Below are 24,076 nucleotides of genomic sequence, written 5' to 3'. Positions count from 1 at the left end.
CCGGGGCTGGTCGCGACGCGCCCGCGCGCCATATCGTTGCAATCCCGGCCGGCGGCTCCATGCCGCCGGAAAACGACGAAAGGAAGGCGCATCATGGCTTTGCAGGCAGGCGACACGGCCCCCGGCTTCACACTCCCGCGAGATGGCGGGCAGACCTTGTCGCTGGCCGGGCTCAAGGGGCGCAAGGTCGTGCTCTACGCCTATCCCAAGGACGACACGCCGGGCTGCACGCAGGAAGCGATCGCCTTCAACCGCCTACGCGAGCAGTTCGCCGCGGCGAACACCGAGATCGTCGGCATCTCGCCCGACCCGGTGAAGAGCCACGACAAGTTCCTCAAGAAGCACGGCCTCGATTTCGCGCTCGCCGCCGACGAGACGCAAGACACGCTGAAGGCCTACGGCATCTGGGTCGAGAAGAGCATGTATGGCCGCGCCTATATGGGCGTCGAGCGCACCACCTTCTTGATCGACAGGGACGGCAGGATCGCCCGCATCTGGCCGAAGGTGAAGGTCGCCGGCCATGCCGAGGAGGTCCTGGCGGCGGCGCAGGCGCTCTGACCCGCGGCCTGATTGATTCCGTCCGGAAACACTGCCTCATCCCGGACAAGCCGCGAAGCGGCGCAGCTCCGGGATCCGTCACGGCGCCGTCGTGCTCGATGATGGATCCCGGGACGGCCAGCGGCCGCCCAGGATGACGAAGTGTTTTCACGCGACATCATCAAGCGCTCCAACTGGCATTCAAGCCGGCCTTTGAGCCCGGCATTTGCGAAAGGTTAACCCTAACGGTGTCTGATAGCGGGATCGGCAGCGTCACATCCGGTCCCGCGTATGACTCAGATCGCCTCCTCAGGCCCCGCCCTTCCCGTCACGGGCCTCGCCACCCATTCCTGCTACACGGTCCGCCGCTCGACCATGGTGGCGGGCCTCGCTTGGCTCGCCTTTACGACCGCCTGCGCCGGCGCGGCCGGCTGGTACATCCTCAGCAAGGACGACCTCGCCGCCAAGCTGATCGCCCGCGAGACCGCCCGCCAATACGCCTATGAGGACAGGATCGCGGCGCTGCGCGCCGATATCGACCGTCTCGCCAGCCGCGCCCTGCTCGATCAGGACGGCGTCGAGGCCCGCGTCGACGAACTCGCCACCCGGCAGGCCGAACTCGAATCGCGCCAGGCGCTCGTCACCGCGCTCGCCGATACGCTCCAGACCGGCGGCATCGCGCCTGCCCCGAAGACAATGCTGCGCGCCCGCCCGATCAAGCCGGAAGAGCCGATCCGCGCCTCCGGGGTCACCAGCTTCGCGCCGATCGTGCCGGGCAAGCCGATGCCGGCGCCCGATTCGCCGCCGCTGCGCGGCGCCGATGTCGGCAAGACCGCGCCCTGGCAGTCCGGCGAAGCGACGCCGGAACCTCCGGCCAAACGGGTCGTGGCGGCGCTCTCGCGTCTCGACGGCGCGCTGGCCGAAACCGCCGACGCCCAGCTCGCGGCATTGCGCGACATCGATTCGAGCCTCGCCGAATCGCAGCGCAAGCTGCGCGGCGCGCTCTCCGAGATCGGGATCGACACCGACAGGATGAGCGCCGGCCCCGTCGCGGCCGGCGGCACCGGCGGCCCGTTCGTGCCCTTCAGGATCGATCCTGCCGCGGGACCGTTCGAGGCCAGCCTGAATGCGCTCCAGCCGCGCATCGCCGCGGTCTTCCGCCTGCGCGGGCTGACCGAGACCCTGCCGCTGCGCCGCCCGATGGATCGCGAAATGGAGTTCACCTCCAGCTACGGCTACCGCGTCGACCCGTTCACGCGCAGCCCGGCCATGCATACCGGCGCCGATTTCCGCGCCGAGCAGGGCACGCCGATCCGCGCGCCGGGGCCAGGCAAGATCGTCACGGCCGAATATTCCGGCGGCTACGGCAACCTGGTCGAGATCGAGCATGGCAACGGCATCACCAGCCGCTTTGCTCACATGTCGGCCATAACGGTCTCCGCCGGGCAAAGCGTCGCCGCCGGCACGGTGGTCGGCCGCGTCGGCTCGACCGGCCGCTCGACCGGCCCGCATCTGCACTACGAGACCCGGATCGACGACGAGCCGATGGATCCGACGCGATTCATGAAAGCCGGCGCGAGGCTGGCGGGGAAGAGCTGACGTCCGACGCTTTTCCGTCATTGCGAGCGTAGCGAAGCAATGCAGCGTCCCGCACAGAACTCCGGATTGCTTCGCCGCGCTCGCAATGACGAGAGTGGTCCCGTCTGCGGCATGAAGCTGCCTTAATCGATATCCTCGACCTCGACTTCCGTTCCGTAGACGCGTTGCGCCAGCGACGCCTCCATGAACGGGTCGAGCGCGCCGTCCAGCACCTCCGACGGCGCCGTCGAGCTGACGCCGGTGCGCAGGTCCTTCACCAGCTGGTAGGGCTGCAGCACATAGGAGCGGATCTGGTGGCCCCAGCCGATATCGGTCTTCGAGGCCTGCTCGGCGTTCGCCTTGTCCTCGCGCTTCTTCAGCTCGACCTCGTAGAGCCTTGCGCGCAGCATGTCCCAGGCCTTGGCCTTGTTCTTGTGCTGCGAGCGCTCCTGCTGGCAGGAGACCGCGATGCCTGAGGGGATATGGGTGATGCGCACGGCCGAATCGGTCGTGTTGATGTGCTGCCCGCCCGCGCCCTGCGCGCGATAGGTGTCGATCCGGCAGTCGGATTCGTTCACCTCGATGACGATGCGGTCGTCCACGACCGGGTAGACCCAGACCGAGGCGAAGGAGGTCTGGCGCCTGGCGTTGGAGTCGAAGGGCGAGATGCGCACCAGACGGTGCACGCCGCTCTCGGTCTTGAGCCAGCCATAGGCGTTGTGGCCCTTGAACTGCAGCGTCGCCGACTTGATGCCGGCGGTGTCGCCGTCCTGGTATTCGAGCGTCTCGACCTTGAGCTTGCGTCGCTCGCCCCAGCGCCGGTACATCCGCAGCAGCATCTCGGCCCAGTCCTGGGATTCGGTGCCGCCCGCGCCGGGATGGATCTCGAGATAGGTGTCGAGCATGTCGGCTTCGCCCGACAGCAGCGTCTCGACCTGCATCCGCGCGGCCTCGACCTCGACGGCCTTGATGCCGGCCTCGCCCTCGGCGATCGAGGCGGCGTCGCCCTCCATCTCGCCGAGTTCGATGAAGGTCAGCGCGTCGTCAAGATCGCGTTCGAGCTTGCCGATGCCCTCGATCTGCGTCTCCAGCCCGGTTCGCTCGCGCATCAGCTTCTGCGCGGCCTCGGCGTCGTTCCAGAAGTCGGGGCCTTCCGAGAGGGCGTTCAGTTCGGCGAGGCGGCGCTGGGCTTGATCCCAGTCAAAGATGCCTCCTCAGCAGTCCGATCGACTGCCTGGCGTTGTCGAGCTGGGTCTGGATTTCTGGACGCATGATTCGGCCGGGACTTTCGGTGAGCTTGGCGATGATGGGAGATAGGGGCGAACGTCGCGGCTGTAAACGCCGGATGCTCTTCCCGTCGCGCTCGAGCTTGTGGCGAGCATCCCCGTCTTGCGGCGTCCATGCGGGGTGCGACCCGGGAAAGGCGCGGGTGGCCGGGACAGGCCCGACCATGACGCATGGCGCGGTCAATACAACCCGCCCGTCCCCGAGCCCACGGCCCGCCCGCCGCCGGGCGAAACGCTGATCGGGGCGGTGCCGTCGCCGGCCGCGCCGATGATCGAGTAGCTGTCGGGCGGGGCGGTGCCGGGCTTGAAGGCCTCCAGGATGCCGCCCTCGCCGCTCGAGCGCATGCCGGTCTTCGGGTCGACGCGGATCAGCTTGATGCCGGCGGGCACGCGGAACGGCGTCGCCGGCTTGTCCTTCAGCGCGCCCATCATGAAGTCGCGGAAGATCGGCGCGGCGTACTGGCCGGCGGTCGCCGAGGTGCCGAGCGATTTCGGCGTGTCGAAGCCCATATAGACGCCGACGGCGAGATCGGGCGAGAAGCCGACGAACCAGACGTCCTTGGCGTCGTTGGTCGTGCCGGTCTTGCCGGCGAGCGGCTTGCCGACGCTCTTGACCACGGTCGCCGTGCCGGCCTGGACGACGCCCTCCATGATCGAGACCATCTGGTAGGCCGTCAGCGGGTCGATCACCTGGTCGCGGTTGTCGACCAGGCGCGGCTCGCGCTGGTTGTTCCACTTCTCGGCTTCGCAGCCCTCGCAGACGCGCTGGTCGTGCCGGAAGATCGTCGCGCCCCAGCGGTCCTGGATACGGTCGATCAGCGTCGGCCGGATGCGCTTGCCGCCATTGACCAGCATGGCGTAGCCGGCGGTCATCCGCATCACGGTGGTCTCGCCCGCGCCCAGCGACATGGAGAGCACGGGCAGCATGTCGTCATAGATGCCGAAGCGGCGCGCATACTCCGCGATCAGCGGCATGCCGACATCCTTGGCGAGCCTGACCGTCATCAGGTTCTTCGAGAACTGGATGCCGTAGCGCAGCGTGCGCGGGCCGGTGAACTTGCCGTCGTAGTTGCTCGGCGACCAGACGCCGAGACCGCCGCCCTGATCGACCTCGATCGGCGCGTCGAGGATGATCGAGGACGGCGTGTAGCCGTTGTCGAGCGCGGTCGCGTAGACGAAGGGCTTGAAGGACGAGCCCGGCTGGCGCAGCGCCTGCGTCGCGCGGTTGAACACCGACTGGTCGTAGCTGAAGCCGCCGACCATGGCGAGCACGCGGCCGGAGAACGGGTCCATCACGGTGATCGCGCCGTTGACCTCCGGAAGCTGGCGCAGGCGAACCTGGCCGGGACGCGCGTCGATCGGCTCGACATAGACGACGTCGCCCGGCGAGACGGCCTGCGCGACGCGGGCGCGCCGCGTCCACTTGATGCCCTCGGCGCCGAGCGTCACGGTCTCGCGGTCGCCCTTGAGCTGGCCGGACGTCTCGCGCAGCGGATGCAGCCCGAGCCGCGCGACGTCGTTGGCGACGTCGAGCACGACAGCGAGCCGCCATGGCGACACGTCGCCCAGCACCGGCAGCTCGCCGATCGCCAGGCCCCAGTCGCGGGCCGAGAGATCGAGCTTCTGGATCGCGCCGCGCCAGCCGCGCGCCTCGTCGAAGCGCACGAGCCCGTCGACCAGCGCCTTGCGCGCCATCAGCTGCATCTTGGGATCGACGGTGGCGCGCACCGAGAGGCCGCCCTCGAGCAGCTTCTTCTCGCCATAGCGGTCCTGCAATTCGCGCCGGATTTCCTCGGCGAAGTAGCCGGCCGCGAAATTGTTCGGCGAGACCGTGCGGGGATTGACGCCCAGCGGCTGGTTCTTGGCTACGTCGCCCGCGGCGCGCGCGACGTAGCCGTTCTCGACCATGCGATCGATCACGTAGTTGCGGCGCTCGATCGCGCGCTCGCGGTTGCGGAAGGGGTGCAGGTCGCTCGGGGCCTTGGGCAGGGCGGCGAGATAGGCCGCCTCCTGCAGGTTCAGCTCATGCACCGACTTGCCGAAGTAGTTAAGCGCGGCGGCGGCGATGCCGTAGCTGCCCTGCCCCGGCGCCGGCGAGCCGAGATAGATCTCGTTGAGATAGAGCTCGAGGATCTTGTCCTTCGAGTAGGTCGCCTCGATCCGCAGCGCGACCAGCGCCTCGCGGATCTTGCGTTCGATGTTCTGGTCCGATCCGACGAGGAAGTTCTTGGCGACCTGCTGGGTGATGGTCGAGGCGCCCTGCGGACGCCGGCCGGCGGCGCGGTTGCGGAAATTGGTGATCGCGGCGCGCACCAGACCCTCGGGATCGACGCCGACATGCTTGTAGAAATTCTTGTCCTCGGCCGAGAGCACGGCCTCGACCACCAGCTTGGGAATCGCCTGGATCGGCAGATAGAGCCTGCGCTCGCGGGCGAACTCCGCGATCAGCGAGCCGTCGCCGGCATGGACGCGCGTCATGACCGGCGGCTCGTAGTTCCTCAACTGCGCGGAATCGGGCAGATCCTTGGAGAAACGCCAGAGGAAGCCGGCCGCGGCCACGGCCCCGATGACGAACACGATCGCGCCGGCGGCGAACAACCATCCGAAGATTCGCAGGATAAACCGCATCGCAGGCTGGCCCTAGATTTCAGTCTTGCGGCGCGCCTGTCCCAGCGTGCGCCGAACCACGTCTATAACACGGCGGAGATGGCGGAACCGTGGCCTTGCGACCACAATCCGCGCCGACGGGCCGTCATTCCCTCGGCCGGTTCGCGACGGCGGCGGCCGCCGCCGCCTTGCCGGCCGGCGCGCGCTCGCGCTCGAAATAACCGTCGATCGCCGCCTCGACGGCCGTGACCGCCCGCATCCGCCAGCTCTCGGAGTTGAGCAGCTCGGCGTCCTTCGGGCTCGACATGTAGCCGAGCTCGATCAGCACGGAGGGCACGTCCGGCGCGCCCAGCACGCGGAAGCCGGCCGAGCGCAGCGGCACCTTGTGCATCTTCACCGAACCGTTGAGCCGCTCGACCAGATTGCGCGCGAAGACCGAGGAGAAGGTCCGCGTCTCGCGCCTGGCGAGGTCCATCAGGATGCCGGCGACGTCCTGCACGCCCTCGTCGGTCTCCAGCCCCGCCACCGCGTCGGCCTGGTTCTCCTTGGCGGCGAGCCTCGCCGCATCGGCGTCGGTCGCGCGCTCGGAGCCGGTATAGACGGTCGCGCCGCGAACCTCCTGCGCCTGCGTCAGCGAATCGGCGTGGATCGAGATGAACAGGTCGGCCCCGGCGGCGCGCGCGATCCGGACGCGCTCCCGCAGCGGCACGAAGCGGTCGTCGTCGCGGGTCGCGCGCAGGACATAGCGCCCGCTCGCCTCCAGCCGCTGCCTCAGCGCCAGGGCGAAGGCGAGCACCACGGATTTCTCCGAAATCGAGGCGACGGCGGCGCCGGGATCGATGCCGCCATGGCCGGGATCGATCACGACGACCTGCCGGGTTTCGCCCGGCGGCTTGCCGCTCTCGGGCAATGCCGGAGCCGACGCCTCGCGCGTCTTCGCGGCCGATTCGGCCGCGGCGGCCTGGAACTCGGCGCGGCTGGCGCGCTTCAGCTCGACGATGAGTTCGCCGAAGCCGCCGCGCACGTCGCGGACCTCGGCCCTGGTCACCACCGCCGGCTGCGCCAGGTCGAGGATGATTCGGGCCTTGTCGGCGGTGAACATGCCGAAGCGGAAGGCGCCGACGAAGCCGGCGCCGCGGCGGCCCTGCCCCGGCTGCATCTGGAAGTTCACCGAAGGCAGGTCGATGATGGCGCGATCCGGCCCCGCGATCACGCCGGCCGTCACCGCGACCGGCCGCGACAGCGCCAGCGTCAGGCGCACGATCTCGCCGGCCTGCTCGATCTTCGCGTCGGTCGCGACGGGAAATTCGCTCTGCGGCCCGTTGGCGAACGCCGCCGGCGGCGCCGCGACTCCGGCGGCGAGCAGCGCCGCCACGCCGAGCGCGACCCGGCGGAGCCGTCCCGATCGGCTCGGATCGCAAGGCCGGGGCTCGGCGGCGCGGTGGGGGCTGAGACGAGAGATCAGCGGCGTTGTCCCATGGAAAATCGGGAATGCTTAACCATAGCGGCGCGAAACCCTAACAGGCGGTTACCATGGCCGCCCCACCCCGAAAACCGCCGCGACGCCGCGCCATTGCATTGCCGGCGCGATGTGACTTGCAAAACACGCCCTCCTGTCTGTAATGGGTATTGGTTGCCTGGCGAGGCGGCCCATGGTGCGCATCCGGATCCGAGGATCCGTCGGCGTCCGGGGCCAAGCCCAAGGCGACCGGCCCATTCCGGGTTCGGCCGCCGCAAGTCAACCGCAAACGGATCGTCCGCAGACGGCCGGAGCCGGGGGCGCCTGTTTTCAGGCGCACGGCCACGTCTCGCGAGCGTGCAATCGCGGCGTGCCCTGCTGTTCAAGGCGGGACGCGCCGCAGGTCGGGACATATGTCGGGGCATACGACGCCGCTTTCCACAAACGTCGATCGTCTAGACCTGCGGGACCGCGCCGGGCTCTTGCCCCGCGTGGATTTCCCGAGCCGCCATCCTGTCCCGTCCCCTTCGACCCTCCCGCAACATGCCGGCGCGAGCCGGCCTTCGCGCGGCGCCCCTGCCCGCGGCAGCGGATTTTCGTCCGCGGCCCGGCGGGTGTCGGCCGTCGCGCCCATGGACACCTCATATGGCCAACAAGATGCTCATCGACGCCACCCACCCGGAGGAGACCCGGGTCGTGGTGGTTCGCGGATCCCGCGTCGAGGAATTTGATTTCGAATCCGCCAGCAGGAAGCCCCTGCGCGGCAACATCTACCTGGCGAAGGTGACGCGCGTGGAGCCCTCGCTCCAGGCCGCCTTCGTCGAATATGGCGGCAACCGCCACGGCTTCCTGGCCTTCTCCGAAATCCACCCGGACTACTACCAGATCCCGATGGCCGACCGGCAGGCGCTGCTGGCCGATGAGGCCCGCGCCGACCGCGAGGAGGAGCAGGGCGAGGAGAAGCGCGAGAAGCGCGGCCGCCGCGACCGGGGCCGCCGCGGCGACCGCGACGGCCGCGCCAGGAAGGCCTCGAACGACGAGACGGTGAGCGCCGAGGTCGAGACCTCCGAAAGCGGCGCCGACAGCCAGACCGACGACCACGTCCAGACCGACGGCCAAATCCAGACCGACGGCCAAATCCAGACCGACGGCAAGGAAGCCGCCATGGTCAGCGAGGGCGCGCCCGCCAATGGCGACGAGTTCGCGCCGTCGGTGACCGAATCCGCCAGCGAGGACGCGGTCGGGAACGCGGCGCCGTTGACCTTCGAGACAAAGAGCGTCGCGGCCGCCGGGGCGGCGGAAGACGGCGCCGAAGGCGAAGAGGCCCGCAAGCGCTCCGACGAGGACGAGGACGGCCAGGAGGACGGCGAAGACCAGTCCGACGACGCCCGGGACGAGCCCGAGCAGCTCGGCGGCGGCGACGCGCTCGACGACATCCAGGAGCGCCCGCAGCGCCATTCGCGCCGCCAGTACAAGATCCAGGAGGTGATCAAGCGCCGCCAGATCATCCTGGTCCAGGTCGTCAAGGAGGAGCGCGGCAACAAGGGCGCGGCGCTGACCACCTATCTCTCGCTCGCCGGACGCTATTCCGTGCTGATGCCGAACACCGGCAAGGGCGGCGGCATCTCGCGCAAGATCACCAACGCCGAGGACCGCAAGCGCCTCAAGGAAGTCGCCTCCGAGCTCGAGGTGCCGGACGGGATGGGCATCATCCTGCGCACGGCCGGCGCGTCGCGCACCAAGCCCGAGATCAGGCGCGACTACGAATACCTGATGCGGATGTGGGAGAGCGTGCGCGAGCTGACGCTGGCCTCGGTCGCCCCGGCGCTGGTCTATGAGGAGGGCAACCTCGTCAAGCGCTCGATCCGCGACCTCTACAACAAGGACATCGACGAGGTCCATGTCGCCGGCGACGAGGCCTACCGCGAGGCCAAGGACTTCATGCGCATGCTCATGCCGAGCCAGGCCAAGAGCGTGAAGGCCTATCGCGAGCAGACGCCGCTCTTCGCCGGTTTCGGCGTCGAGAGCCAGCTCGACGCGATGTTCTCCAACACGGTCACGCTGAAATCCGGCGGCTACATCGTCATCAACCAGACCGAGGCGCTGGTCGCGATCGACATCAACTCCGGGCGCTCGACCCGCGAGCACAACATCGAGGACACCGCCCTCAAGACCAACCTCGAGGCGGCGGATGAGATTTCCCGCCAGCTCCGCCTGCGCGACCTCGCCGGCCTCATCGTGATCGATTTCATCGACATGGAGGAGAACCGCAACAACCGCGCCGTCGAGAAGAAGCTGAAGGACTGCCTCAAGGACGACCGGGCCCGCATCCAGGTCGGTCGGATCTCGGCCTTCGGCCTGCTGGAGATGTCGCGCCAGCGCATCCGCACCGGCGTGCTGGAGAGCTCGTCCGTGCCCTGCCCGCATTGCGCCGGCGCCGGCATGATGCGCTCGGCCGCGTCCGTCTCGCTGCAGATCCTGCGCGCGCTCGAGGAGAACCTGATCAAGAGCGCCTCGCACAACCTCACCGTCCGGACGAGGCCCGAGGTCGCGCTCTATGTGCTCAACCAGAAGCGCGCCCACCTGACCGATCTGGAAACCCGCTTCGGCATCGCGATCGGCGTCGCTGTCGACGCGACCCTGCTCGGCACGCGCTATTTCGAGGTCGAGCGCGGCGAGTTCGTCGGCAATGAGGGCCGGATCATCCCGACCGCCTTCAAGGCCGAGGCCGTTCCCGCCGATCTCGACGACGAGGCGCTCGACGCCGCCGCCGAGGCCGAGGCGCTCGGAGCCGAGGACGAAAGCGCGGAGCCCGCGATCGGCGGAGCCCGCTCCGAGCGCCCCAGTGACGGCGAAGCCCGTGGCGAAGGCGGCCGCAAGCGCCGGCGTCGCCGGCGTCGGCGGCGTGGCGGCGAGCGCGACGCCGATGGCGTGCGTCTCGACGGCGGCGCGGACGCCGACGGGGACGATGATGGCGAGGGCGACGAGGACGGCGACGACAACGCCGCGGAGGCCAGCGAGACGGCTGCCGCCGCTCCGGTCGCGCAAGCGCCGGCCGCGACGGACGCCGCCGAGGCGGACGCCGGGGAAAACGCCAAGCCGCGCCGCGGCCGTCGCGGCGGACGCGGCAAGTCGAGGGTCGACGCGGCCGAGGCGGAAGCCCCGGCGGACGCGCCGCTGGACGCCGAGACCGTCGAGCCGGCGGCCGGGCCGGTCGCGGAGGCGGTTCCCGCCCAGGCCGAGAAGCCCAAGCGCCGCTCGCGCGCCAGGAAGGCGGTCGCGATCGCCGAGGACGGCGTCGCGGCGGCGCCGGACGCCCCGCCCGCCCCGGCCGCGGCTCCCGCGTCGAACCCGGAGCCCGACCCCGTGCCGGCCCCGCTCGATCTCGAATCGCCGGCCAAGGTCAGGCCCCCGGTCGAGGAGCCGGTCGCGGTCGTCCTGACCCCGCCCGACCCCGACCGCCCCAAGCGTGGCGGCTGGTGGAACAAGCTGGCCGGACGGGGCTGAAACGATCGGGCCGCCGCGAGAGATCGCGGCGGCCTTTTTCATGACCTGAGGTGCCTGAGGTACCTGCGATGCCGCCGCCCCGCGACCGCGAACGACAGGTTCTGATCGCGCTCGGTGCAGCCGCGGGCTGCTCGGCCTCGCCTGGCTCGGCTGACAGGCGCTCGGCGGCCTGGGCATGGCGCTGCTCGGGCTGCTGGTCTTGTTCGTTGCTGTCAGGGTCGAGCTCGAACGCGATAGCCCGGTCAGCACGCATTCGACGCCGGAATCCTATGCAAGCCATTTCCGCACCGAAGCCGGGCATGAACCCGCCGATCCCGCCAGTCTCCGGGCTGAGACGGCAATATCCGTTTCGACGGCGCGGCTCTTCGTTATCGCGGGAGCGTTGCTCACGATGAGCGGGTTCGGGCTCCTATTTCTCGGTCAAGGTTCCGGAGACGGCTCGATACTGACCTCGAACTGGGTCGCTCTATCTGCCTTGTCGTTTTTGCACGGCAAGCCTTGGTGGGTGGCTCGCCCGTCACCGCCCCCTCATCCAGCCACCGAGCCGCGCCACCGCCTCCGCGCATTCGGCGAGCGAACCGGCGAAGGACAGCCTGACCGTGCGCGCCCCTCGACCCTCGTCGAAATCCAGCCCCGGCGTGATCGCGACATGACTCCGTTCGAGAACATCACGGCAGAACTGCATGGAATCGTTGGAATACCGCCCGATGTCGCAATAGATGTAGAATGCCCCGTCGACGGGCAGGAAGTCGCCGAGGCCGATCCCGGGCAGCGCCTCGAGCAGGAAGGCGCGGTTCTGCGCATAGCCGGCCTTGATCGCCTCGCATTCGGCGGTCGCCTCGAACGCCGCCTCGCCCGCGACCTGGCTCAGATAGGGCACCGAGATCGACAGGTTCTGCTGCAGCCGCTCGACCGTGCGGACCATGCGTTCCGGCACCACGAGCCAGCCGACGCGCCAGCCGGTCATGCAATAATATTTCGAGAACGAGTTGACGACGATCGCGTCGGGATCGGCTTCGAGCGCCGTCGTCGCCGGCTGCTCGTAGGTCAGCCCGTGATAGATCTCGTCGGAGATGTACCAGAGTCCGAGCCGCCGGCATTGCGCCGCCGCCGCCGCGATCGCGTCGGGCGCCATCACCACGCCGGTCGGGTTGGCCGGGCTCATCGTCAGCACCCCGGCCAGCGGTTTTTCCGCATGCGCCCTGGCGATCAGCTCCGGCGTCAGCGCGAACCGCGTCTCGGGGCCGACCTCGATCGCGACCGGCTCCAGCCCGAGCGCGATCAGGATGTTGCGATAGGCCGGATAGCCCGGCGCGGTGATGGCGACGCGCGCGCCCGGCTGGAAGCAGGCCAGGAACGCCAGGATGAAGCCGCCGGACGAGCCGGTCGTCACCACGACGCGGCTCGGCCCCACGGCGACGCCATAGGCCTCGTGGTAATGTCTCGCGATACGCTCGCGCAGCGAATCCTTGCCCAGCGCCTGGGTGTAGCCGATCCGGCCATGCTCCAGCGCGCGGTGCGCGGCCGCCCGGATCGAGGCCGGCGTCGGGGCGGAGGGCTGCCCGACCTCCATGTGGATCACCGAGCTCCCGGTGCGCTCGATCGCGGCCGCCTGGTTCATCACATCCATGACGATGAAGGGCGAAACGGCCTGCGCGCGGGCGGCGGGCAGCGGCTGGACGGCCGCAGGAGCGACGGGCTTTGTCATGCCGCCGGACCTAGCCCGGCGGCGCCATGACGGCAACCGCTGGCACAGCTGTGAATTGACGTGACGGGCGCAACAGCCGAGAAGCGGTGATATCGAGACCATTGCCGCGCCGCGGCGGCTCCGAAAGGACGACGACATGACTTTTGCGATTCTGCCGCGCCTGGGGCGCGGCTTCGGCCTTCCCGGCTTGATGCTGGCGCTCGGGCTCTCGCTGGCGACCGCGCCCGTCACGGCCCAGTCGCTGACGCCCGATCAGCGCAAGGCCGTGACCGAGCTGATCCGCGAGACCATCCTGAAGAACCCCGAGATCGTCCAGGAGGCCCTGGTCGAGCTGGAGCGCCGCAACTCGGTCGCGCAGGCCGAGGCGCAGCGCTCGGCCGTCGCCTCCGAGAAGGCCCGCCTGGTCGACCCCGCCACCTCGGTGATCCTCGGCAACCCGCAGGGCGACGTCACCCTCGTCGAGTTCCTGGATTACAATTGCGGCTTCTGCAAAAAGGCGGTGGAAGACGTCCGGACCCTGGCCAAGGACGATCCCAAACTGAGGATCGTGATCAAGGACTTTCCGATCCTCGGACCCGATTCGGTCGAGGCGAGCCGCGTCGCGCTCGCCGTGAAGAACCAGATCCAGGGCCAGAAATATTTCGACTTCCACGTCAGGCTGATGGCCGCCAAAGGCCGGGTCAACGCCGCCAAGGCGCTCGATGTCGCCAAGGAATTCGGCGTCGATGTCGAGCGGGCGAAGAAGGAGATGGACGGCCCGGCCGTGAAAGCCGCGATCGAGGACACGGTCGCCCTCGGCGACCGTCTGGGCCTCACCGGAACGCCGGCCTTCATCGTCGGCGACGAGGTCGTTTTCGGCGCCGTCGGCGCAGGCCCGCTCAAGGCCAAGATCGACGCCATCCGCAAATGCGGCAAGACCGACTGCGGCGGGTGAGGCGTCGACCTGGGCCTGAAGGTTCGCTCTGCATTTTTTCAGCCCTCATCCTGAGGATCCCGAGACGCGCCCCGCGGGATGAGGGCCGAGGGTCGAATCCATGACCCGCCGACGGCGCGAAAGGCTTCCCCTCGCCCGCCGCAGCGTCTATGAGGACGGCCTCTGCCGCCCGCGGGCGGCGCAGGACACCCTCGCGCCATGGTCGCCGTCCACGTTCTCAACGGGCCCAACCTCAACCTGCTCGGCACCCGCGAACCCGCCACCTATGGCGCGGTGACGCTGGCCGGCGTCGAGGAGCGGCTCAAGGCGAAGGCCGCGGCCGCGAAGGTCGAACTGACCTTCCGCCAGACCAATTGCGAGGGCGAGCTCGTCACGTTCGTGCAGCAGGCGGGCCTCGCCGGCGCGGGCGTGATCATCAATGCCGGCGCCTATACCCACACCTCCGTCGCGCTGCGCGACGCGATCAAGGGCGCCGAGGCGCTCGCCATCGAGGTGCATGTCTCGAATGTCCACGCCCGCGAGGAGTTCCGGCACCATTCCTTTATGGCGCCGGTCTGCGTCGGCGTGATCTGCGGCTTCGGCGTCGCGAGCTACGATCTCGCTTTCGACGCCATCGTGCCGCTTCTGGAAGGGCGGGCCGCGAAACCGCGAGCCTGAACGGCCAGTATCCTCAACGGACCGATGACGCCGCAAGGCGCCCGGCCCTAAAAGACCACGAAGACGGTGACACCGCCATGGCGACCAAGAGCCCGATCGATCCAGAACTGGTGCGCGAGCTGGCGCAGCTCCTCAACGAGACCGACCTGACCGAGATCGAGGTCGAGAAGGGCGACCTGCGCGTCCGCGTCGCCCGCGCCATCGCCGCGACGGTGCAGGTTCCGGCCGCCGCCGCTGCCGCCCCCGTCGCGCTGGCGGCGCCCGCCGCCCCCGTCGAAGGCAAGCCGGCCGCGGCCCATCCGGGCGCGGTGACCTCGCCCATGGTCGGCACCGCCTATCGCCGCCCCTCGCCCGACAGCAAACCCTTCGTCGAGATCGGCTCCGTCGTGAAGGTCGGCGAGCGCGTCCTGCTGGTCGAGGCGATGAAGACCTTCAACGACATCGTCGCCTCGCGCGCCGGCACCGTCACCGCCATCCTCGTCGAGGACGGCCAGCCCGTCGAATACGGCGAGCCGATGCTGGTGATCGAGTGAGCCTCGCGCGCGGAAAGGACGACTTAGATGCCGGGTTCCAGATGTTCGACAAGATCCTGATCGCCAACCGGGGCGAGATCGCGCTGAGGGTGCTGCGCGCCGCCAAGGAGCTCGGCATCTCGACCGTCGCGGTCCATTCCACCGCCGACGCCAACGCCATGCATGTGCGCCTCGCCGACGAAAGCGTCTGCATCGGCCCCCCGCCGGCCCGCGATAGCTATCTCAACATCCCGGCGCTGATCGCCGCCTGCGAGATCACGGGCGCCGACGCCGTCCATCCGGGCTACGGCTTCCTCTCCGAGAACGCACGTTTCGCCGAGATCCTCGACCGCCACGACATCACCTTCATCGGCCCCAAGGCCGAGCATATCCGCTCGATGGGCGACAAGATCGAGGCCAAGCGCACCGCCAAGGCGCTCGGCATCCCCTGCGTGCCGGGCTCCGAGGGCGGCGTCACCGACGACGGCGAGGCGCTGCGCATCTGCCACGAGATCGGTTTTCCCGTCATCATTAAGGCGGCGTCCGGCGGCGGCGGCAAGGGCATGAAGGTCGTGCGCGGCGAGGACGAGCTCTCCGTCGCGCTCTCGACCGCCCGCACCGAGGCCAAGGCCAATTTCGGCGACGACGCGGTCTATATCGAGAAATATCTCGAGAAGCCGCGCCATATCGAGCTCCAGGTGCTGGGCGACGGCAAGGGCCACGCCATCCATCTCGGCGAGCGCGACTGCTCGCTGCAGCGCCGCCACCAGAAGGTCTGGGAGGAAGGCCCCTCGCCCGCTCTCAACGCCGGCGAGCGCGACCGGATCGGCACGATCTGCGCGGAGGCCATGGCCAAGCTCGGCTATCTCGGCGCCGGCACGATCGAGTTCCTCTACGAGGACGGCGAGTTCTACTTCATCGAGATGAACACCCGCATCCAGGTCGAGCATCCGGTCACCGAGATGATCACCGGGATCGACCTCGTCAACGAGCAGATCCGGATCGCGGCCGGCGCGACCTTGTCGCTGAAGCAGTCCGACATCGTCATGGAGGGCCACGCCATCGAGTGCCGCGTCAATGCCGAGCATCACGCGACCTTCCGGCCCTCGCCCGGCAGGATCGCCTCGTTCCATACGCCGGGCGGCCTCGGCGTCCGCGTCGATTCGGCCGCCTATCAGGGCTACGTCATCCCGCCGCATTACGATTCGCTGGTCGGCAAGCTGATCGTCCATGGCCGCAACCGGGCCGAATGCCTGATGCGCCTGCGCCGCTCGCTCGACGAGTTCGTCGTCGACGGCGTCGACACCACCCTGCCCCTGTTCCGGACGCTGGTGCGCAACCAGGACATCCTCAACGGCGACTACAACATCCACTGGCTGGAGACATTCCTGGCCGCCGGGGGGATGGGCGAGAGCTGAGGGCTGAGCACTTTCCCGTCACGGTCGGCCTTGTGCCGATCATGACGGAGAGAACAGGTCACGCTTCCGTTTGACTCCCCGCCCCGCCCGCGCTCCCCTGCCCGCATGAAGGCCCGTTCCGTCCCGATCCGCTCGCCGGTCATCACGCCCGAGGTGATGCTGCGCGCCTATTCCGCAGGCATCTTCCCGATGGCCGAGAGCGCCGACGATCCAGGCCTGTTCTGGGTCGAGCCGGAACTGCGCGGCGTCGTCCCGCTGGAACGGTTCCATCTGCCGTCGCGGCTGGCCCGGACCGTGCGCGCCGACCGTTTCGAGATCAGGGTCGACAGCGAGTTCGAGCACGTCATCGCGGCCTGCGCCGAGGCCAAGGCCGACCGGCGCGAGACCTGGATCAACGGACGCATCCGCGAGATCTTCGGCGGGCTGTTCCGGCTCGGCCATGCCCATACCGTCGAGTGCTGGCGCGACCACCGCCTCGTCGGCGGGCTCTACGGCCTGGCGCTGGGCGGCGCCTTCTTCGGCGAATCCATGTTCCACCGCGAGACCGACGCCTCGAAGGTGGCCTTGGTCCATCTCGTGGCGCGGCTGAGGCGCGGCGGCTTCTCGCTATTGGATGCGCAGTTCCAGACCAGCCACCTCGCCCAGTTCGGCACGATGGAGGTGCCGCGCCTGGCCTATCAGCGCCTGCTGGAGGCGGCGGTCAGGAACCCGGGCGACTGGTGGTGCTGGCCGCGCGGGACGAGCCCGAACGGCGCGCAGGCGCTGGCCGAGCTCGCGCCCTGATCGAGACGCTCAGTTGCCGCCCGTGGGATCGCGGCCGCCGGCCGGATTGGTCGGGAAGAAGCGCTGCGACGGCGCCTGGCGCGGCGCGACCGGCACGCCCTGCTGCGGCAGCACGTCGATGCGCCCGCCGGGCGCCGGCGGACCCGGCGGCGGCTGGTTGACGTCGCGCGCCGGCTGCGTGCGCGGCGGCCGGCGCGGCTCCTCGGCGACCGGAGCCTCGGGCTCCTTGGGATCGACCACCAGTTCGGTGCCGCCTTTGCAATCGGTCAGCCAGACGTCGTAGATCGCGTGCTCGACGCCGTGCAGGCCGGGGCTCGCCGCATACATCCAGCCGGTGAAGATGCGCCGGTATTCGTTCGAGAACGTCACCTCGTCGACCTCGGTGAAGCTCGTGGTCTGCGGCGCATCGGTCGGCGGCCTGGTCCAGCAGACGCGCGGCGTCAACTGCAGCGCGCCGAACTGCACCGTCTCGTCGATCGCCACCTCGAAGGAGATGATCCGCCCGGTGATCTTGTCCAGCCCCGCGAAGACGGCGGTCGGATTGCGGATGCGGTCGGCCTGCGCCGGGCCGGCCAGCGCCAGCGTCGCGAGGACCGCGCCTGCGAGCGCGAGGACGGAGTGTCTGCTGTGCGAGGACATGCGGATCAAGCGCTTCGTTTCGGCGGCCGGGAATCGTGAGGCGGCAAAGCCGCGCCGCGAGCGCAGTAACACGCCAATCGCAGCGGAAAAAGGGCGTCGGTGGGGGGTATGGCGCCGCGACTCGACGGCGTTGGGCCGGTTCCGTAACCGGCGTCATCCGCGCTCGGCACGATGAGGGGATCGCCATGACCACGCGAGACAACAAGCAGGATGCCGCCATCGGGGCCTCCTTGCAGCTGAATTCGCTCAACATGCATGTGAACGCATCGCAGGCGGCTGAGATCGCAAACCACAAGAAGCACATTCAGGCGCTGTGGCGGCGCATCGAGCGGCTCGAGCATACATCGAGCCCGTGCCGAAGGGCTGAGGATCAAGGTGGATCGCTCCGAGATCCTGCTGCGCAAGAACGGAGCCATCCTGATCGACGGCGTGCTGATCACGCTCGGCGTCCCGCGCAACAGCAAGATGATCACCGGCAGCGGCGATATGTGACGAAGTGCGATATGTGACGAAGATTGCGGCGCGGCGGGGTAGATGCCGCGCCGATGGGCTGCGCAAGCGTCTGCACGCCGGCTACCTGATCTTCTGTCGTGTCAGCGCGGACAAGGTCGAAATCGTCCGCATCATCCACAGCGCGCGGCTATCCCGCGCTGCTCTTCAAGGACTGACTCACCGCCCCGGCGTCCATGCCTCGTAATCCCCCGTCGCGGCCGGGCGCTCGCCCTCGGCCAGCGTCGAGCCCTGCGGGCGCCAGGCCAGCGCCGTGCCGGTCCAGTTCTGCTGGTGCGGCTCCTGCCAAGCGCGCGGCTGGTAGCGCTCCTCCGAGGGGGCGATGTCGACGGTGTGGTGCAGCCAACCGTTCCAGCCCGGCGGTATGCGCGAGGCCTCGGCCTCGCCATTGTAGACGACCCAGCGGCGCTGGAGGCCGAGCGCCTTGTCCTTCGCCCCGCCCCTGGTGCGGTAATAGACGTTGCCGAACTCGTCCTCGCCGACGCGCTCGCCGAAGCGCCAGGTGTGGAAGCGCGTGCCGATGGTCTGGCCGTTCCACCAGGTGAAGATCTGCAGCAGCAAAGGCTTCATAAGTCCTGCCCGTCGCGGTCGGTTGCCTTGCGCGTCTTATGAAGCCGGGCTGGCACCCTGTCCAGCCTGACGACGCCCGACCCGGCCGCGCCGAAATCCCGCCACGATTCGGCCGCGATTCGGAAACGCCCCGGCAATCGGGCCGCGAGCGCCAAGACCGCGCCGTTTCAAGTACTTGACCCTCGCGCCGCAGAGATCGGTTGCGCGAGCTGCCGTTAGGTCGCCGGCATTGACCGAACGGAAACCATGACAGATGGCATTTTTGCCACTGTCCCTGTCCGCGTGATGTGTCACGCTCGACAGCGACAGGGGATTCCGCACGCGATTCCCGTGGCTTGGCCCGGGCCTTGAAACTTATCCCCATAACCCACACATCCCTACCAGATGTCGTGTCCACAGCGATCGCCGCGCACTAATCCTTGACGTGACCGCCCATTCGGGACTAGTTTTTGACGGTCGCGTGACGGCTGGCGGAAACGCCCAATCGACACCCGCAAAAGAGTTTCCGGAGGGGTCGAAGCGGTCACCGCAGCGCACTCGCGAGAGTGGCGGCGAAGACGTGTCTGCGGCCGCGCTGGCCGCAACCGGACGATACAGGGCGGCACGAACCGCGCTGGCGTCCATGGGGCATCAAACCGAGTTGGGCTGACATCAGGAGCCGGGGATCAACCGGCCGCGCGGGGCGCTTTTCGCGTCCGCGGCAATGCGAGGGAATTACAGTTATGCGCATCGAGCGCCGTTACACCTCCCCAGGCCAGTCGCCTTACTCGGCGATCCCGTTCCGCTCGGCGATCAGCGAGATCCGCAATCCCGACGGCTCGGTGGTGTTCCGCCTCGAGGGCATCGAGGTGCCGGAGGCCTGGTCGCAGGTCGCCAGCGACGTGCTCGCGCAGAAGTATTTCCGCAAGGCCGGCGTGCCGGCCGCGCTGAAGAAGGTCGAGGAGAACGACGTCCCCTCATTCCTGTGGCGCTGCGTGCCGGACGAGGCGGCGCTCGCCCGGCTGCCCGAGAAGGAACGCTACGGCTCCGAGATCTCCTCCAGGCAGGTGTTCGACCGGCTCGCCGGCTGCTGGACCTATTGGGGCTGGAAGGGCGGCTATTTCTCCTCCGAGGAGGACGCGCAGGCCTTCCATGACGAATTGCGCTTCATGCTCGCCATGCAGATGGTCGCGCCGAACTCGCCGCAATGGTTCAACACCGGCCTGCACTGGGCCTATGGCATCGACGGGCCGAGCCAGGGCCATTTCTACGTCGACTTCAAGACCGGCAAGCTCACCAAGTCGAAGTCGAGCTACGAGCACCCGCAGCCCCATGCCTGCTTCATCCAGGGCGTGCAGGACGACCTCGTCAACGAGGGCGGCATCATGGACCTCTGGGTCCGCGAGGCGCGCCTGTTCAAATACGGCTCCGGCACCGGCTCGAACTTCTCGCTGCTGCGCGGCGAGGGCGAGAAGCTCGCCGGCGGCGGCCGCTCGTCCGGCCTGATGTCCTTCCTCAAGATCGGCGACCGGGCGGCCGGCGCGATCAAGTCGGGCGGCACGACGCGGCGCGCCGCCAAGATGGTCGTGGTTGATGTCGACCACCCCGACATCGAGACCTATATCGACTGGAAGGTCCGCGAGGAGCAGAAGGTCGCCGCTCTCGTCACCGGCTCCAAGACCGTGCAGAAGCACATGAAGGCCGTGATGAAGGCCTGCGTGAACTGCGAAGGCCCGGATGGTTCCAAGCCCGACGCCTGCTTCGACCCGGACAAGAACCCCGCCCTCAAGCGCGAGGTCAAGCTCGCCCGCAAGGCGATGGTGCCGGACAACTACATCAGGCGCGTGATCCAGTTCGCCCGGCAGGGCTATACCGAGATCCGGTTCGACATCTACGACACCGACTGGGATTCGGAGGCCTATCTCACCGTCTCCGGCCAGAACTCGAACAACTCGGTCTCGCTCACCGACGACTTCCTGCGCGCCGTCGAGACCGACGGCGACTGGAACCTGACCGGCCGCACCACCGGCAAGGTCACCAAGACCCTGAAGGCCCGCGACCTCTGGGAGAAGATCGGCTACGCCGCCTGGGCCTCGGCCGATCCGGGCCTGCACTTCAACACCACGATGAACGACTGGCACACCTGCAAGGCGTCGGGGCGCATCCGCGCGTCCAATCCCTGCTCGGAATACATGTTCCTCGACGACACCGCCTGCAACCTGGCCTCGGCCAACCTGCTGCAGTTCTACGACCGCGAGGCGAAGGCCTTCGACGTCGCGGCCTACGAGCATCTCTGCCGGCTCTGGACCGTCGTGCTCGAGATCTCGGTGACGATGGCGCAGTTCCCGAGCCGCGAGATCGCCGAGCTCTCCTACGAGTACCGCACGCTCGGCCTCGGCTACGCCAATATCGGCGGCCTCTTGATGACCATGGGCCTCGGCTACGATTCGGACGAGGGCCGCGCGCTCGCCGGCGCGCTGACCGCCGTGATGACCGGCGTCTCCTATGCGACCTCGGCCGAGATGGCGGGCGAGCTCGGCCCCTTCCCGGGCTACAGGAAGAACGCGAGCCACATGCTGCGCGTCATCCGCAACCACCGCGTCGCGGCGCATGGCATGGCCACGGGCTATGAGGGGCTGGAAGTCACACCCGTCCCGCTCGACCACGGCACGCTGGCAAGGCTCGGCGGCTCCTCAGCGATCCTGTCCGAGCGCGCCAAAGCCACCTGGGACCAGGCGCTGGCGCTCGGCGAACAGCACGGCTACCGCAACGCCCAGGCGACCGTGATCGCGCCGACCGGCACGATCGGGCTCGTCATGGATTGCGACACCACCGGCATCGAGCCCGATTTCGCGCTGGTGAAGTTCAAGAAGCTCGCAGGCGGCGGCTATTTCAAGATCATCAACGCGGCCGCTCCCGACGCGCTGCGCGCGCTCGGCTATCGCGAGAGCGAGATCGCCGAGATCGAGGCCTATGCCGTCGGCCACGGCTCGATGGCCCAGGCGCCCGGCGTCAACCACGGCTCGCTTCGCGCCAGGGGCTTCCCGCAGGACAGGATCGACGCGGTCGAGAAGGATCTGAAGGCCGCCTTCGACATCAAGTTCGTCTTCAACAAGTGGACGCTGGGCGAGGATTTCCTCCTCGACACGCTGAAGGTCCCGGCCGAGAAGCTGGCCGATCCCGCCTTCGAGCTGCTGCCCTTCCTCGGCTTCTCCAAGGCCGAGATCGAGGCCGCCAACGTCCATGTCTGCGGGGCGATGACGCTGGAGGGCGCGCCGCACCTCAAGCTCGAGCACTACGCCGTCTTCGACTGCGCCAATCCCTGCGGGCGCATCGGCAAGCGCTATCTCTCGGTCGAGAGCCATATCCGCATGATGGCGGCGGCCCAGCCCTTCATCTCGGGGGCGATCTCGAAGACCATCAACATGCCCAACGACGCCACCGTCGAGGACTGCAAGAGCGCCTACATGCTGTCCTGGAAGCTGGCGCTGAAGGCCAACGCCCTCTACCGCGACGGCTCGAAGCTCTCCCAGCCGCTGAACTCGGCCCTGATCGCCGACGAGGACGACGAGGACGAGGCGGTCGAGGCGCATCACCAGATGCCGATGGCGGCGCGCACGACGCAGCTCACCGAGAAGATCGTCGAGCGCATCGTCGAGAAGGTCGTGCGCGAGCGTGAGAAGATGCCGAGCCGCCGCACCGGCTACATCCAGAAGGCGGTCGTCGGCGGCCACAAGGTCTATGTCCACACCGGCGAATATGCCGACGGACGCCTCGGCGAGATCTTCATCGACATGCACAAGGAGGGCGCGGCCTTCCGGGCGATGATGAACAACTTCGCCATCGCGGTCTCGCTCGGCCTGCAATACGGCGTGCCGCTGGAGGAGTATGTCGAGGCCTTCACCTTCACGCGCTTCGAGCCCTCGGGCTTCGTGCAGGGCAACCAGTCGATCAAGAACGCGACCTCGATCCTCGACTACGTCTTCCGCGAGCTCGCGATCAGCTATCTCGGCCGGCACGAGCTCGCCCATATCGACCCGAGCGAGATCGGCCACGACGTGCTCGGCGGCGGCGTCGATCAGGACAGGGCCCCGGAGGTCACGGCCCCGATCACCACCTCGCCGCTGGCCTCGACGGGCTTCCGCCGCGGCAAGCCGATGAACTTCCACGCCATCCAGGGCGGCGCGGGCCTCAGCCCCGAGCCGGTCGCGCGCGGCGGCAGCAACGTCACCGCCTTCGCCACGGCGGGCGCGACGGCGCTGAAGGAGGAACCGCAGGCCTATGGCGAGGCCGAAATGGCCAGGCTCGGCTTCGCCGCTCCGGCGGCCCAGCCGAGCGCGTCCGAGCGCCGGGCGGAAGCGATCATGAAGGGCTATGTCGGGGACTCGTGCGGCGAGTGCGGCAACTTCACGCTCGTGCGGAACGGCACGTGTCTGAAGTGCAATACCTGCGGGAGCACGACGGGGTGTTCGTGAAATCGACGCCCAGTCGATTGCAGGCAAGGCGGCCGGAGCTTCTCCGGCCGTTCTGCTGTCTGCGGTTGGCTTGATCAACAGCGCTGCACGGGGCAAGCACACGCGCCATCGTATCGATGTCGATACAGCAGCCGAGCGACCCAAGCATGCAACCTCTCTATATCGTCACGGATTGCGAGTTCGACGGACCGACGCCGGGCGCGAATTCGATGCTGTCATTCGGCTCCGTCGCAGTCTCTGTTGCCGGTACCGTGCTCGACGAATTCGAGGCAGTTCTGGAGCCACTTCCGGGAGCCGGACGAGACGATGTCACAATGGCGTTCTGGGCCAGGCATCCACAGGCTTGGGAGGCGGCGACAGCCGACGCGGAACCGCCTGACGAAATCATTCGGCGATTTGTTGCCTGGATTCGGTCGTTCGACGGCGAGCCGATCTTCACGGCGCATCCCTTGGCAGTCGATGGACCTTGGTTCGACCATTATCTGCGGTGCTTCGCCGGACATCCCTTGTTAGAGGGGCCCTGGATTGCAGGGCGGCTCTTCAAGCATCCAACGCTCTGTCTCATGTCGTTCGTCGCAGGCAAGACCGGGCGCGGGCAATGGGATTGCGACGTGGACCGCTATCCTCCCGAGTGGCTGGGATCGGTTGAACACACCCATCGCGCCATCGACGACGCGCGTGGCTACGCAAATCTGCTATCGTTCTTCACGCGCGACGGGGCCGCAAGCTGACGCGAACGACAAGCGCAGCAAAATCGCTCCCCCGTCATGGTCGCCCTTGTGGCGACCATCCACGTCTTGCGTCGCTGATGGTTTGCGAGCCTTCCGACGCTTACGTCCTGTCGAGGCGGGGTCAAGACGTGGGTGGTCGGGACGAGCCCGAGCATGACGACAATGGCGCTGGAAGAACCCCTCTCC

At 68.4% G+C, this 24,076-nt stretch carries 16 protein-coding genes; 10 read left to right on the top strand and 6 right to left on the bottom strand.

The genetic code is table 11. The annotated features are described in order from the left end of the window. Positions 1 to 93: 93 nt before the first annotated feature. Entirely contained in the window at positions 94 to 558 is a 465-nt protein-coding gene (locus AC1RRW_RS20570) for a peroxiredoxin (RefSeq protein WP_492903338.1), read from the top strand. 270 nt (positions 559 to 828) lie between these two features. Further along, positions 829 to 2,136, top strand: coding sequence for a M23 family metallopeptidase (locus tag AC1RRW_RS20565; protein ID WP_492903337.1), 1,308 nt, complete (start codon positions 829 to 831; stop codon positions 2,134 to 2,136). Positions 2,137 to 2,258: 122 nt separating this feature from the next. Here AC1RRW_RS20565 and prfB read toward each other — a convergent pair. The 3 genes from prfB to AC1RRW_RS20550 all read right to left on the bottom strand — a co-directional run bounded on the left by prfB (position 2,259) and on the right by AC1RRW_RS20550 (position 7,383). Further along, a protein-coding gene (prfB, locus tag AC1RRW_RS20560; RefSeq protein ID WP_492903336.1) for a peptide chain release factor 2 occupies positions 2,259 to 3,387 on the bottom strand; the annotation gives its coding sequence in 2 pieces (ribosomal slippage) (positions 2,259 to 3,317 and positions 3,319 to 3,387; 1,128 coding nt in all). Between the two features lie 194 nt (positions 3,388 to 3,581). Then, a complete protein-coding gene (locus tag AC1RRW_RS20555) occupies positions 3,582 to 6,029 on the bottom strand; it encodes a penicillin-binding protein 1A (protein ID WP_492903334.1) in 2,448 nt (815 codons plus the stop codon). Positions 6,030 to 6,153: 124 nt separating this feature from the next. After that, positions 6,154 to 7,383: an N-acetylmuramoyl-L-alanine amidase gene (locus tag AC1RRW_RS20550; RefSeq protein WP_492903333.1), complete on the bottom strand. Its 1,230-nt coding sequence runs from the start codon at positions 7,381 to 7,383 to the stop codon at positions 6,154 to 6,156. 729 nt (positions 7,384 to 8,112) lie between these two features. On the opposite strand from AC1RRW_RS20550, the gene AC1RRW_RS20545 reads away from it, so the two are divergent. Then, positions 8,113 to 10,974: an Rne/Rng family ribonuclease gene (locus AC1RRW_RS20545; RefSeq protein WP_492903331.1), complete on the top strand. Its 2,862-nt coding sequence runs from the start codon at positions 8,113 to 8,115 to the stop codon at positions 10,972 to 10,974. A 517-nt stretch (positions 10,975 to 11,491) separates the two neighbouring features. On the opposite strand, the gene AC1RRW_RS20540 is transcribed toward AC1RRW_RS20545, so the two are convergent. After that, positions 11,492 to 12,682, bottom strand: coding sequence for a pyridoxal phosphate-dependent aminotransferase (locus AC1RRW_RS20540; RefSeq protein WP_492903329.1), 1,191 nt, complete (start codon positions 12,680 to 12,682; stop codon positions 11,492 to 11,494). A 136-nt stretch (positions 12,683 to 12,818) separates the two neighbouring features. Here AC1RRW_RS20540 and AC1RRW_RS20535 point away from each other — a divergent pair, with 136 nt between their 5' ends. From AC1RRW_RS20535 to aat, 5 genes are all read left to right on the top strand, one after another. Further along, positions 12,819 to 13,616, top strand: coding sequence for a DsbA family protein (locus tag AC1RRW_RS20535; protein ID WP_492903327.1), 798 nt, complete (start codon positions 12,819 to 12,821; stop codon positions 13,614 to 13,616). 198 nt (positions 13,617 to 13,814) lie between these two features. Further along, positions 13,815 to 14,273, top strand: coding sequence for a type II 3-dehydroquinate dehydratase (aroQ, locus tag AC1RRW_RS20530; RefSeq protein ID WP_492903325.1), 459 nt, complete (start codon positions 13,815 to 13,817; stop codon positions 14,271 to 14,273). 77 nt (positions 14,274 to 14,350) lie between these two features. Continuing rightward, a complete protein-coding gene (gene accB / locus AC1RRW_RS20525; RefSeq protein ID WP_492903323.1) occupies positions 14,351 to 14,806 on the top strand; it encodes an acetyl-CoA carboxylase biotin carboxyl carrier protein in 456 nt (151 codons plus the stop codon). Positions 14,807 to 14,847: 41 nt separating this feature from the next. Continuing rightward, on the top strand, positions 14,848 to 16,203 hold the full coding sequence (gene accC, locus AC1RRW_RS20520) for an acetyl-CoA carboxylase biotin carboxylase subunit (RefSeq protein ID WP_492903321.1): 1,356 nt from the start codon (positions 14,848 to 14,850) through the stop codon (positions 16,201 to 16,203). Between the two features lie 105 nt (positions 16,204 to 16,308). Next, positions 16,309 to 16,986, top strand: a complete 678-nt coding sequence (gene aat, locus AC1RRW_RS20515) for a leucyl/phenylalanyl-tRNA--protein transferase (RefSeq protein WP_492903319.1) — start codon at positions 16,309 to 16,311, stop codon at positions 16,984 to 16,986. 9 nt (positions 16,987 to 16,995) lie between these two features. Here aat and AC1RRW_RS20510 read toward each other — a convergent pair whose 3' ends face one another. Then, a complete protein-coding gene (locus tag AC1RRW_RS20510) occupies positions 16,996 to 17,625 on the bottom strand; it encodes a DUF2155 domain-containing protein (protein WP_492903318.1) in 630 nt (209 codons plus the stop codon). A 669-nt stretch (positions 17,626 to 18,294) separates the two neighbouring features. Continuing rightward, positions 18,295 to 18,705 (bottom strand): NADH:ubiquinone oxidoreductase subunit NDUFA12, encoded by a 411-nt coding sequence (locus AC1RRW_RS20505; RefSeq protein ID WP_492903316.1) that lies wholly within the window; start codon positions 18,703 to 18,705, stop codon positions 18,295 to 18,297. Positions 18,706 to 19,427: 722 nt separating this feature from the next. Here AC1RRW_RS20505 and AC1RRW_RS20500 point away from each other — a divergent pair. Together AC1RRW_RS20500 and AC1RRW_RS20495 are read left to right on the top strand one after the other, a co-directional pair. Beyond that, positions 19,428 to 23,159, top strand: coding sequence for a vitamin B12-dependent ribonucleotide reductase (locus AC1RRW_RS20500; protein WP_492903314.1), 3,732 nt, complete (start codon positions 19,428 to 19,430; stop codon positions 23,157 to 23,159). Between the two features lie 146 nt (positions 23,160 to 23,305). Continuing rightward, positions 23,306 to 23,890, top strand: coding sequence for a DNA polymerase III subunit epsilon (locus tag AC1RRW_RS20495; protein WP_492903313.1), 585 nt, complete (start codon positions 23,306 to 23,308; stop codon positions 23,888 to 23,890). Positions 23,891 to 24,076 lie beyond the last annotated feature (186 nt).

The sequence above is a fragment of the Allobosea sp. GW821-FHT12C12 genome (assembly GCF_058807355.1).
This window is presented reverse-complemented; position numbering and strand designations above follow the sequence as displayed.